An 11,608-nucleotide genomic window follows, 5' to 3' on the forward strand; every position below is an offset into this window, starting at 1 on the left:
CTTGGTAGCACGGACCCGCGGCTTCCGGGGGGTCGCGGGGTGCCGCTCCGCCCCGGCGTGGACCAGCCGTGTCTGAGAGGCCGTGGGTCGGGCGGTTCCGGCGCCCCGGCTGCCCTCAGGGGCCGCACGCCGCCGTACGGCTCAGCTCCGAGAGGCGTCGGTGCAACCGCGTCGCCTCGACCGGACGGCCCAGACGTTCCAGGAAGTAGGCCTGGTCGGCAAGGCTGGTCACGGTGTCCGGGTGGTCGACGCCAAGCGCCCGTTCCCGGGAGCGCGCCACCTGGCAGGAGAGGGCGAGCGCCTCCTCCCAACCACCGAGTCGCCCCAGCGCCACCGCGAGCTCGCGCCGGCTGGCGAGGGTGTCGGGGTGCTCGGGCCCAAGCAGCACCTCCCGCTCGGCGATCACTGAGCGGTAGATCTCACTCGCCTCCTCCCAGTGGCCGAGCGCCGCCAGGTGCAGGCCGGCGCTGTGCCGTCGGGCCAGCGAGGCGAGCGCTCCCGGCGCCGCCTCGGACCGGTTCGATGTGTACCGGGGTGTCCAGCCGGCGGTGAGCGCTGCCCGTCCGCCTTCCTTCCCTGTCTCGCCTGCCGCGGCACCGTCCGTCCGGTGCCCGGCGGTCATCCCGGCCGCCCAGGGGGGAAGCCCGTCCGGAGCGGGATCGGCCCAGCTCTCCGACGGCCAGGGCGGCCTCCGCGCGACCGTGAGCCGATCGACCACGTCCGCGGCGCGCTGCGGTCGGTCTTCCGGGGCCTTGGCCAACAGGCCGAGCACGATCTCCTCGAGGTAGCGGGGGATCTCGGGACGGTGCGCCCGCGGGGGCACCGGGGCGGTGTCGCGGTGGCCGATGAGCACGGGCCAGGGGTCCCCCCGACCGAACGGCGGTGTGCCGGTGGAGAGTTCGTAGAGCACGCAGCCCAGCGAGTACAGGTCGCTGCGGTGGTCCACGGTGGCACCGGCGATCTGCTCCGGTGACATGTAAGGCGGTGTGCCCATCGGGGCACCGGTGCCGCTGAGCCGGGCGGTGAAGCCGATGTCCTGGCCGAGCCTGGCGATGCCGAAGTCGCAGATCTTCACCGTGCCGTCCCCGGTGCGCATGATGTTGGCCGGTTTCAGATCGCGGTGCACGATGCCATGGCCGTGGGTGTGGTCGAGGGCGGCGGCCACCTGCTCGGCGATCTCCACGGTCTCGGCCACGGGCAGCGGGCCACCGTTGTCGGTGAGCAGCTGGCCGAGGTCACGCCCGTCCAGGTACTCCATCACCAGGAAGAGCGAACCGCTCTCCTCCCCGAAGTCATGGACGACCGTCACTCCGCGGTGCTGCAACGCGGCGGCCACCCGAGCCTCCCGCCGGAACCGCTCACGTAGCGCGCCTCCGGATGAGTGGTCGAGCTGTCGGCCCGCCGGTTTGAGGCACTTCACCGCGACCTGGCGTTCCAGCGCCTCGTCCAGCGCACGCCACACCTCGCCCATGCCACCGCGCCCGATCGTCTCGAGCAGCCGGTAGCGGCCCCGGATCAGTCTGGTCCGCCCCATCCACCCGCCACCTCGTCGACTCGCACCGCCCTCCCCAGCCCGTCCAGTATGGCTGGCTGACCAACCGTTGGCACGGAGCTCAGGACCCCGTGGGGCGGCGGTGACGGCGCACGGGGCGCACAGCGGGCACCGACACGCGGAAAGCGATGCGCCCAATGGTGACCTGGGCCACTCTCACCGTGATACTGGTCGCTGTACGGCAGCCCCGCCCCTCGTTCCAGCCCCGCACGCTCCCGCCTCGGCCCGCCAGGATCGTTCGATCCGCACGCTCACCTGGGGAGTCCGGTCCACGGCGGTCGCCGCCAACGCCTTTCGGAGGTAGGTACCCGTGAAGATGCTGATCAACGTACCGGAGACCGTGGTAGCGGACGCGCTGCGGGGGATGGCCGCCGCCCACCCGGAGCTGACGGTCGACGTGGAGAACCGGGTGATCGTGCGACGGGACGCTCCGGTCGCCGGCAAGGTCGCCCTGGTCTCCGGCGGTGGCTCGGGGCACGAGCCGCTGCACGGTGGGTTCGTCGGCCCCGGGATGCTGGACGCGGCCTGCCCCGGAGAGGTGTTCACCTCGCCGGTCCCGGATCAGATGCTGCGCGCGGCGACGGCCACCGACAGCGGCGCCGGCGTGCTGTTCATCGTGAAGAACTACACCGGCGACGTCCTCAACTTCAACATGGCGGCCGAACTCGCCGAGGACGAGGACATCCAGGTCGCGACCGTGCTGGTCAACGACGACGTGGCGGTCACCGACAGCCTCTTCACCGCGGGCCGCCGCGGCACCGGGGCGACGCTGTTCATCGAGAAGATCGCCGGCGCGCTGGCCGACGAGGGCGCGCCGCTGGACCGGGTGGAGGCGGTGGCCCGGCAGGTCAACGACTCCTCGCGCAGCTTCGGAGTGGCCCTGACCTCGGTCACCACACCCGCCAAGGGCGGTCCGGCCTTCGACCTTCCCGCGGGGGAGTTGGAGCTCGGCATCGGCATCCACGGCGAACCGGGGCGGGAGCGCCGGGCCATGATGACCTCCCGGGAGATCGCCGACTTCGCGGTGGACGCCGTCCTGGAGGATCTGCAGCCCAACGGTCCGGTGCTCGCCCTGGTCAACGGCACGGGCGCCACCCCGCTACTCGAACTCTACGGTTTCAGCGCCGAGGTCCAGCGGGTGCTGGCGGAGCGGAAGGTGCCGGTGGCCCGCACGCTGGTGGGCAACTACGTCACCTCACTGGACATGGCGGGCTGTTCGGTGACGCTCTGCCAGGCGGACGAGGAGCTGCTCCGGCTGTGGGACGCGCCGGTGCGGACTCCGGGTCTGCGCTGGGGAGCCTGAGCCCGTTGGCGGTCCGCCGCGCGGCGAGCGCGGCGGACTGTCACGCCTCCTCGTGCCTTCAGAGAGGTCCGGCCGGCTCGAACCACGCCGGCCCTTCGTCGAGGGCCTGCTTGATCCGGGTGACGGCGAAGTCCTCCAGGGTGGGCAGCGCGTCCACCGGGAACCAGGCGACCTCCAGCGACTCGTCGTCGTTGACACGGGCCTCACCGCCGGTCCGCCGGCAGCGGAAGGTGATGTCCATGAACTGGCACCGGTCGCCGTTGGGGTACTCCACCGGCCGCAGCGTCTGGGCCAGCACCAGCCGCTCGGGGACACACCGCACCGCGGTCTCCTCGTAGACCTCGCGGACGGCGGCGGCGGCCGGTTGCTCGCCCGGCTCGGGGATGCCGCCGATGATCGACCAGCGGCGGGTGTCCGTCCGCCGGGCCAGGAGCACGCGTCCGTCCTCGTCGAAGACGATCGCGCTCACGCCCGGTAGGAAGAGCAGTTGGTGGCCGATGCTCTCGCGCACCGCTCGGATGAACTCGGGGGTTGCCATGGGCCGAGCCTATGAGCTCTCCCCCTCCCGCCCGGAGGCCGCTCCGTGCCCCAGCGGGCGTGGAGCACGGCCCGGCCGCTGAGCGGCGCCTCTCCCGTCTGCGGGCGTGCTGCGGACCACCGGTCACCGAGGCGGGAGCTGCGGGATCAGGACCGCCCGGTGCCCAGCCGGTCCCGGATGGCCCGCACCGCTGTCTCGGCATCGTCCACGGTCACCGTGAAGACGCGTCCGTCACCGAGCCTCACCACCAGCGCCTCGCCCCGGCGGACCACCACCGCGGTGCCCTTCTCCGGTCGCCAGCGGTAGCCCCAGCCGCCCCAGTGGCGCGGGGTCACGCTGGGGGCGAAGTCGGCCGCGACCACGTGCTCGAGAAGGATGCGCCGGCGGGGCAGTCCCATGTGGCCGCAGCGGACCTCCAGGGCCTGCCCGTCGACGCGTACCGCGACGTGGACGAAGGCCAGCGTGCCGAAGAGGATCAGCAGCCCGGCGAGGACGCAGCCCACGACGGACATGGCCAGCGGGACGCCCCCGGACGTCCACGGCGAGTGCACGGCCAGCCCGATCCCCAGAGCCAGGCAGCCCGCGCCCACCGCGGCGAGCAGCCACTGCGTCCGGTTCCTCGCCCGGCCGGTCCAGACTTCCGGGACCTGCCGGGCGGGGGTCTCCGGGTCGGCTGCCGGCTGCTGGGGGCCGTCGTTCATGGCAGCGAGCGTACCCGCCGCCACGGCGGCGTCCCGGCTTTCGCCGCGCCCGGTCACCACCGCTCGGAGGCGGCGGGTCCGCTCGTTCTCAGGCGCCGGGCACCGGTGGGGAGGGGACGGTACGCGGAGCGTCGGTCTCCAGGGCGGGGGAGAGCGTACGCCCCTCGGCGTAGCGGAGGGCCTCGGCGGGGAGCCCGACCTCCCTGCCGCTGAGGAGCACGGTGGTGTCGTCGCTGGCCACCGCGGACGGTTCGGGCCGCGCGCCGATGCGGTGCAGCGCCTGGGCCGCCACCGCCCCGGCGGAGCCATGGAGGGTGACCGCGGGGCCGCCCGGCCGCTGGACCGCGGCCCTGATCCGGTCTGTCACCAGTTCGTAGTGGGTGCAGCCCAGCACGACGGCCGCGACGTCCGGAGGGGTGCGGTCGGCGGCCGCGGCGACGGCGCGGTCGACGGCTGAGGGCTCCGCCCGCTGCACCGCGTCCGCCAGTCCCGGACAGGGCACCTCGGTGACCGCCACCCCTGCGGCGAAGTCCGTGATCAGTCCATGCTGGTAGGGGCTGCCCGTGGTGGCGGGGGTGGCCCAGACGGCCACCGGCCCCCCGCCGCGGGCCGCCGGTTTGACCGCCGGCACGGTACCGACGACCGGGATCCGCGGTTCCAGCTCCGCGCGGAGCGCGGGCAGCGCGTGCACCGAGGCGGTGTTGCAGGCCACGATCAGCACATCCGGGCGGTGGGCCACGGCCGCCCTGGCGCAGCGCAGGGCGCGGGCGGTGACCTCTTCCGGGCTACGTGGCCCCCAGGGCATCCCGTCGGGGTCGGAGGAGAGGACCAGCGCGGCGTCGGGCCGCAGCCGGCGGACCGCGGCGGCCGCCGCCAGCAGTCCGATTCCGGAGTCCAGTAGGGCGATCTTCACCTGACCACCGTAATCGGATCGTCGGAGCGGCGCCGGGCACGGGTCGCTGATCCGGCGGAGGGCATCCCGCCGAAACGCGCCCGCGCATCACCGCTGGTGGCCGTCGGATGGGGCAGACTCCGCAGGATGAGCCCCCTGACGTGGATCGCCGCAGCTTCACTGGTCGTCTGGCTCTGGCTGCTGCTGGGCCACGGGTTCTACTGGCGGACGGACGTACGGTTGCCTGGAGCGGGCACGCCACCGCCCTCCGAGACGGCCGGGTGGCCCGCGGTGGCCGTGGTGGTGCCGGCCCGGAACGAGGCCGCGGTCCTGCCGTCGAGTCTCCCCTCGTTGCTCGACCAGGACTATCCGGGAGCCGCGGAGGTCTTCCTCGTCGACGACGGCAGCACCGACGGAACGGCGGAGCTGGCGCGCCGGCTGGCCGAGGGGCCGCACCCCTCCCCGGCACGCCCGGAAGGCCTGCCGTTGACCGTGGTGTCCGCCGGAGAGCCGCCCGCCGGCTGGACCGGGAAGCTCTGGGCCGTCCGGCAGGGCTGCTCGGCGGCCCGGGACCGGATGCCGGAGCTGGAGTACCTGCTGCTGACCGACGCGGACATCGCACACCGCCGGGACAGTCTGCGGACGCTGGTCTCGGCCGCCCGCTCCGCCGGTCTCGACCTGCTCTCGCAGATGGCGAGGCTGCGGGTGGTGACCACCTGGGAACGGCTGGTCGTCCCGGCGTTCGTCTACTTCTTCGCCCAGCTCTACCCCTTCCGCCGGGTCAACCGGCCGGGTTCCGGTACGGCTGCCGCCGCCGGCGGGTGCGTGCTGCTGGGCGCGGCGGCAGCCGAGCGGGCCGGGGTCCCCGAGAGCATCCGGGGAGCGGTGATCGACGATGTCGCCCTGGCCGGGGCGGTCCGCGCCGCCGGGGGGCGGGGCTGGCTGGGGCTGGCCGAGGGGGTGCGGAGCGTACGGCCGTACCCGGGGCTGGCCGACCTGTGGGCCATGGTCTCCCGGAGCGCCTACACCCAACTCCGCCACAGTCCCTGGCTGCTGGCGGGAACGGTGCTCGCCCTGGCCCTGGTGTACCTGGCGCCCCCGATCTCGCTACTGGCCGGCGTGGTGGCCGCGGAGCCGGCCACGGCGCTGGCCGGCGGAGCGGCGTGGGCGGTGATGGCCGGAACCTATCTGCCGATGCTGCGGTACTACGGGCAACCGCCGTGGCTGGCTCCGCTGCTGCCGGGCACCGCTCTGCTCTATCTGCTGATGACCGTCGACTCGGCGGCACGCCATCACCGGGGCGGCGGCGCGGCTTGGAAGGGCCGGACCTACCGGCCCCGCACGGCCCCGGAGGAGGACGCGCCGGTCGAGAGCGGAGCCTCTGAGGGGGCCGGCTGATCCGGACAGAAAGAAGGCTGAAAGCCTCTGTTCCGGCGATCATGGTCCGCCCGTACGACCGGTTGCTCCCGGTTCCGCCGCATTGGCGCCGCGGTACCACTCCCAACAGGAGAAACAACCTTCTTGCCAGTCTCCCCAACTCGCACGTCGTGGGCTTAACTTAGGTGGTATGACTCCCCCCCGCTCCACTTATGGCGGCGGTTACTACTCCGCGCCTTCTTTCCCGGACACCCCGATCTACGACAGCCTCGTCGCGGAACGCGGTACCCCGCAGATCGCGCCGATCCGGGTGCCGGCCGCGCCCTACGACACGGGCAGCCATCTGCCGGCACTACCGGCCGCACTCCCCGCGCTGCCGGCCGCGCCGTCCCACCACACGCCGCCGCACGGTTACCAGCATCAGACGAACGCGGTGCCACCGCCCGCGCCACTGCAGCAGGCACCCGCTCCGCACATTCCGCAGCGGCCCGTGCCGCCCAGGGGCTACCCGGTGCCGCAGCAGCCGCAGCCGGGGCACGCCCCGGCCGGCGGGATGGGCTATGAGGCGATGCGCCCGGCCGCTCCGCGCCCGCAGCCTCCCCGGCCGGCACCGGCCCCGCCCGTGTACGACGACCCCTACGGCCGGCAGTACCCGAGGCAGGGTTACTGATCCGTTCGGGAGGAGCGGCACCACGGCAAGGAGCGGCCGTGGTGCCGGTCAGCGGCGCCGATTCGGAGTCGGGCCGCGCTTCAGGCAGAATGTGATCTCCGAGGGCACCGGAGGGCCGGGCACAGGCGCTCCGGTGGAAGTTTTCGGCTGACCCATCGGCCGCGGCGAACCGCCCTGCTGGAGCGGGGGTTCGGCGGCACGGGACGGCGGGGGCGTCGAAGCGGTCAGCCGTCAGAACGGCAGCCGTGGTCCGTTCCCAGGGCCGTGTGACCGCTGGTCCGGTGAGGTCATCGCCGGTTCGGAAGGCGGTACGGGGCGGTGCTGGTGTTGCAGGGTCTGTGGCGGTGGCGGCGGAACCCGCTGCGCCGGTGCACCGACCTCGTGGAGGCGTGGATCGCTCTGGTGGCGGTCCTGCTCGTACTCCTCGGAGCCCCGGCCGCCGGCGTGATCGCCGGCTCGCTGGCCCATGCCTCGCTGCGGCAGACCGCGCGCGAGCAGCAGCACCAGCGCCATCTGGTGCGGGCGACGGTCGAGCAGTTGCTGCCGCATCCGCCGGCCGATCCGGATCCGGAGAGCGCCTCCGTCCAGGATTCGCACCGCCAGGTCCTCGCCACCTGGACGGCCACCGACGGAACCATGCGTTCTGGGGTGGCTCCGGCACCGCTCAGCGCCCGCCCCGGGCAGCCCTTCACCTTCTGGGCGGACGCGGCCGGCCGACCGACGAGACGGCCGATGGACGAGACGGCGGCCACCGCGCACGCCGTGCTCGCGGGGGTCGGCGTCGGCGTCGGCGTGCTCGGGCTGGTGGAGGGGGCGCGCCGGCTGGTGGTGTGCCGTCTGCAGCGCCGGCGATACCGCAGCTGGGAGCGGGACTGGCGCCGAACCGGTCCGGACTGGGGCAGGACCGGCGCGGACAGCTGACGCGTCAACTCCCTTGCTCCGCGCACGCTACGGTGGTGCGCCAAGTACAGCCGTACGCGGACATCACACGCACGAGGTGGGGGCTCAACTCCGAATGGCACCACAGGGCACGGTCCAGGTGACGCACACCGGCACATCGCGGTGGCGACGTCGCACCGGGGAGTACTCCTCGCTCACCGCGGCCCTGGAGGCCGCCGGTGACGGCGATGTGCTCTCCATCGCCGCGGGCACCTACCGGGAGAACCTCGTCGTGGAGCGCGCCGTCACACTGCGCGGCCCGGAGGGCTCGCGCGGGTCGGTGCGGATCGCCCCGGCCGACGGGGTGGCGCTGACCGTGCGCGGCCCGGCCGTCGTGCGGGACCTGGACATCGAGGGCCAGGACTCGGCGGCCCCCGCCCTCCTCGTCGAGGAGTGCTCGGCGGAGCTGACCGGGGTGCGGATCGCCACCCGCTCCGCGGTGGGGATCGAGGTGCGGGCCGGTGCCCGGCCGACCGTGCGCCGCTGCACGGTCGACAACCCGGCGGGGGTCGGCATCAGCGTCCTCGACAACGCCGGGGGGATCTTCGAGGACTGCGAGGTGGTCTCGGCGGGGCAGTCGGGGGTGACCGCACGGGACGGAGCGCACCTCAGGCTGGAGCGCTGCCGCATCCACCACGCCACCGGCGCCGGCCTGTCCCTCAGCGGCGAGGGCACCGCTCTGGAGGCCGTCGGCTGCGAGGTGTACGAGATCAAGGGTGCCGGGGTGCAGGTCGCCGCTCGGGCGACCGGTCAGCTCACCGACTGCTCGGTGCACCGCACCTCGGCGGACGGTGTCACGCTCGACACCGACGCCGTCCTCACCCTCTCCGACTGCGATATCCACGACATCCCGGAGAACGCCGTCGACCTGCGGTCGCGATCGGTGCTCACGCTAACCCGGAGCAAGGTGCGCCGCTTCGGGCGGAACGGACTGTCCGTCTGGGATCCGGGCACCAGGGTCGACGCCCACCAGTGCGAGATCCACCAGAGCACCGGGGACTATCCCGCGGTGTGGATCAGCGACGGCGCGACCGGGGTCCTCGACGCCTGCCGACTGCACGAGGTGCCGGACGCGCTGTTCGTGCTGGACCGCGGCTCCAGAGCCGACGTCGTCGACACCGACATCTTCGAAGTCCGCAACACCGCCGTGTCGGTGAGCGACGGGGCGGCGGTGCAGCTCGACGACTGCCGCATCCGGGAGGCGGCCACCGGCGCCTGGTTCCGTGACCAGGGCACCGGTGGCTCCCTCACCGGCTGCACCATCGACGCCACGTCCACCGGGGTGATCGTCACCAAGGGGGCGGATCCGACGGTCGAGCGGTGCACCGTCGACTCGCCCGCCGAGGCCGGCTTCTACGTGTCCGCGGCGGGGCGGGGCACCTTCAACCGCTGCAAGGTCACCGGCAGCGGCGGCTACGGCTTCCACATCATCGACGGCTGCCGGTCGACGCTCAGCCGGTGCCGCACGGAGCGCTGCGCCCGCGGCGGCTACGAGTTCGCCGAGGAGGGTCCCACCAGCGAGGACTGCACCAGCGACGAGAGTTCTGAGCAGCGCTCCGCGCCACCGCTCCCCAACGAGCCCATACCCGCGGTGCAGACGGCGGGGCTGCTGGGCGGCGCCACCGCCGGCCCGGCCCCCGGGGAGTCGGCGGCACCGTCCGCCGAGCCCGCCCGACCCTCGGACGAGGTGTTGGGCGAACTCGACGCGCTGGTCGGTTTGCAGAGCGTGAAGCGCGAGGTCCGGGCACTCATCGACATGATCGAGGTGGGCCGCCGGCGGCAGCAGGCGGGACTCAAGGCGGCCTCAGTCCGCCGGCACCTGGTCTTCACCGGTGCGCCCGGCACCGGCAAGACGACGGTGGCCAGGCTCTACGGTGAGATCCTCCACTCACTGGGCGTTCTGGAGCGCGGCCACCTGGTCGAGGTCTCCCGGGTCGACCTGGTGGGGGAGCACATCGGCTCCACGGCGATCCGCACCCAGGAGGCCTTCGACCGGGCCCGTGGCGGGGTGCTGTTCATCGACGAGGCCTACGCGCTCTCCCCCGAGGACTCCGGTCGGGACTTCGGCCGGGAGGCGATCGACACACTGGTGAAACTGATGGAGGACCACCGGGACGCGGTGGTGGTGATCGTGGCGGGCTACACGGCCGAGATGGAGCGCTTCCTCACCGTGAACCCGGGCGTGGCCTCGCGGTTCTCCCGGGTCATCACCTTCGGTGACTACGAGCCGGAGGAGTTGCTGCGGATCGTGGAGCAGCAGGCCGCCGAGCACGAGTACCGCATCGGGGACGCCGCCGCGGAGTCGCTCCTGAAGTATTTCACGATGCTGCCGAAGGGCCCCGCCTTCGGCAACGGCCGCGCGGCCCGTCAGACCTTCGAGGCGATGGTGGAGAGCCACGCCGGGCGGGTGGCCCAACTGGCCGAGCCGACCACGGACGACCTCACCCTGCTCTACCCGGAGGACCTCCCCACGGTTCCGTAGGGAGCATCGCCCCGCTGATCGGGCCCGGCAGCGAACCGGCTTTCGGTGGACGTTTCCGGCGCCCCTGGCGGAGGGGCGGTGGCGGGTGCGGTGCGCCGGTTCCGCCGCGCGCCGCCCCCACCCCGACGCCGCCGGTAGTGACTCGGCCGCGGATTCAGAGGCCGAACAGCTCCGTCGCGTTGTCGTGGCAGACGGCCCGCAGCCACTCCGGCCCGAGCCCCAGCCGTTCCAGGGCGTGGAGTTGGTGCACGTAGGGATAGGGGATGTTGGGGAAGTCGGAGCCGAGCAGGATTCGGTCGCCGAGGGCCGAGAGCCGGGGCAGGGCCCGCCGGGGGAACGGGAGGAATCCCTCGGTGAAGTCGGTGAACGCCATGGTCGTGTCCAGCCGCACCTGCTCGTAGCGCTCGGCGAGATCGAGGAACTCCTCGTACTCCGGCATGCCCATGTGCGCGATGACGAGCCGTAGCTTCGGATGCCGTGCCAGCACCCGCGCGACGGGCTCGGGTCCGGTGTGCTCGCCGGGCGCCGGACCGGAGCCGCAGTGCAGCACCACGGGGGTCCCCGTCTCGGCCAGCACCCCCCAGGCCCGGTCGAGGAGTTCGTCGGCCGGATCGTACGCTCCCACCTGCACGTGGGCCTTGAAGACGCGTGCTCCCGCTTCGATGCCCTCGCGAACGTAGCTCTCGATGCCCGGCTCGGGGTAGAGGGTGGCGGTGTGCAGGCAGTCGGGGGTGCGGCGGGCGAAGTCGACGGCCCATCCGTTCAGCCAGCGGGCCATGTCGGGCTTGTGTGGGTAGAGCATGGCGGTGAAGGCCCGGACACCGAACTGCCGGAGGAGGGCGGTCCGCTCCGCCTCCTGTCTCCGGTAGGTGATCGGCCACTCGAGCCCGTCGATCAGCGGCCCCCGAGCCTCGAAGTAGTCCCACACCTTGTGCATGACCCGCTCGGGCATGAAGTGGGTGTGGACGTCGACCAGCCCGGGAAGCCCGAGTCGGCCCCAGAAACGGCGGACCTCAGCGGCCTCCTTCTCCGGGGCGGCACCGCTCGCCCCCGCCGGCCCGGCTCCCGCCGCGTCGCACGCGGTCGGGAGGGCGGGGCCCGCCGAGTCGCCGGCTGCCGTGCGGTGATCGTGCATACCGCCCACCATCGACCTC

At 73.2% G+C, this 11,608-nt stretch carries 10 protein-coding genes; 5 read left to right on the forward strand and 5 right to left on the reverse strand.

Annotation, left to right across the window (positions count from 1 at the left end; all coding sequences use genetic code 11):
- Positions 1 to 115 precede the first annotated feature (115 nt).
- Entirely contained in the window at positions 116 to 1,534 is a 1,419-nt protein-coding gene (locus BGP73_RS04405; protein ID WP_069812154.1) for a serine/threonine-protein kinase, read from the reverse strand.
- Between the two features lie 334 nt (positions 1,535 to 1,868).
- On the opposite strand from BGP73_RS04405, the gene dhaK reads away from it, so the two are divergent.
- The gene (dhaK, locus tag BGP73_RS04410; RefSeq protein WP_170837774.1) at positions 1,869 to 2,855 is read left to right on the forward strand and encodes a dihydroxyacetone kinase subunit DhaK; all 987 of its coding nucleotides are present in this window, start codon (positions 1,869 to 1,871) and stop codon (positions 2,853 to 2,855) included.
- Positions 2,856 to 2,913: 58 nt separating this feature from the next.
- Here dhaK and BGP73_RS04415 read toward each other — a convergent pair whose 3' ends face one another.
- The 3 genes from BGP73_RS04415 to BGP73_RS04425 all read right to left on the reverse strand — a co-directional run bounded on the left by BGP73_RS04415 (position 2,914) and on the right by BGP73_RS04425 (position 5,007).
- Positions 2,914 to 3,393 (reverse strand): NUDIX hydrolase, encoded by a 480-nt coding sequence (locus tag BGP73_RS04415; RefSeq protein ID WP_069812156.1) that lies wholly within the window; start codon positions 3,391 to 3,393, stop codon positions 2,914 to 2,916.
- A 146-nt stretch (positions 3,394 to 3,539) separates the two neighbouring features.
- Entirely contained in the window at positions 3,540 to 4,094 is a 555-nt protein-coding gene (locus BGP73_RS04420) for a hypothetical protein (protein ID WP_069812858.1), read from the reverse strand.
- 88 nt (positions 4,095 to 4,182) lie between these two features.
- Positions 4,183 to 5,007, reverse strand: a complete 825-nt coding sequence (locus tag BGP73_RS04425) for a glutamate racemase (RefSeq protein ID WP_069812157.1) — start codon at positions 5,005 to 5,007, stop codon at positions 4,183 to 4,185.
- A gap of 126 nt (positions 5,008 to 5,133) precedes the next feature.
- On the opposite strand from BGP73_RS04425, the gene BGP73_RS04430 reads away from it, so the two are divergent.
- The 4 genes from BGP73_RS04430 (at position 5,134) to BGP73_RS04445 (ending at position 10,454) form a co-directional block, all read left to right on the forward strand.
- Positions 5,134 to 6,384, forward strand: a complete 1,251-nt coding sequence (locus BGP73_RS04430; protein ID WP_069812158.1) for a glycosyltransferase — start codon at positions 5,134 to 5,136, stop codon at positions 6,382 to 6,384.
- 169 nt (positions 6,385 to 6,553) lie between these two features.
- Positions 6,554 to 7,033, forward strand: coding sequence for a DUF6643 family protein (locus tag BGP73_RS04435; RefSeq protein WP_069812159.1), 480 nt, complete (start codon positions 6,554 to 6,556; stop codon positions 7,031 to 7,033).
- A gap of 318 nt (positions 7,034 to 7,351) precedes the next feature.
- Positions 7,352 to 7,954 (forward strand): Rv1733c family protein, encoded by a 603-nt coding sequence (locus BGP73_RS04440; protein WP_069812160.1) that lies wholly within the window; start codon positions 7,352 to 7,354, stop codon positions 7,952 to 7,954.
- A 94-nt stretch (positions 7,955 to 8,048) separates the two neighbouring features.
- Entirely contained in the window at positions 8,049 to 10,454 is a 2,406-nt protein-coding gene (locus BGP73_RS04445) for a right-handed parallel beta-helix repeat-containing protein (RefSeq protein WP_069812161.1), read from the forward strand.
- A 154-nt stretch (positions 10,455 to 10,608) separates the two neighbouring features.
- Here BGP73_RS04445 and BGP73_RS04450 read toward each other — a convergent pair whose 3' ends face one another.
- Positions 10,609 to 11,589 (reverse strand): amidohydrolase family protein, encoded by a 981-nt coding sequence (locus BGP73_RS04450; protein WP_069812860.1) that lies wholly within the window; start codon positions 11,587 to 11,589, stop codon positions 10,609 to 10,611.
- Positions 11,590 to 11,608: the final 19 nt, after the last annotated feature.

The sequence above is a fragment of the Streptomyces sp. TP-A0874 genome (genome assembly GCF_001748085.1).
Lineage (GTDB): Bacteria > Actinomycetota > Actinomycetes > Streptomycetales > Streptomycetaceae > Streptomyces.

Coding starts and splice junctions, on each gene's coding strand:
- BGP73_RS04445 (WP_069812161.1), top strand. CDS start 8,049: ATGGCACCACAGGGCACGGTCCAGGTGACGCACACCGGCACATCGCGG.
- BGP73_RS04430 (WP_069812158.1), top strand. CDS start 5,134: ATGAGCCCCCTGACGTGGATCGCCGCAGCTTCACTGGTCGTCTGGCTC.
- BGP73_RS04420 (WP_069812858.1), bottom strand. CDS start 4,094: ATGAACGACGGCCCCCAGCAGCCGGCAGCCGACCCGGAGACCCCCGCC.
- dhaK (WP_170837774.1), top strand. CDS start 1,869: ATGCTGATCAACGTACCGGAGACCGTGGTAGCGGACGCGCTGCGGGGG.
- BGP73_RS04450 (WP_069812860.1), bottom strand. CDS start 11,589: ATGCACGATCACCGCACGGCAGCCGGCGACTCGGCGGGCCCCGCCCTC.
- BGP73_RS04435 (WP_069812159.1), top strand. CDS start 6,554: ATGACTCCCCCCCGCTCCACTTATGGCGGCGGTTACTACTCCGCGCCT.
- BGP73_RS04405 (WP_069812154.1), bottom strand. CDS start 1,534: ATGGGGCGGACCAGACTGATCCGGGGCCGCTACCGGCTGCTCGAGACG.
- BGP73_RS04415 (WP_069812156.1), bottom strand. CDS start 3,393: ATGGCAACCCCCGAGTTCATCCGAGCGGTGCGCGAGAGCATCGGCCAC.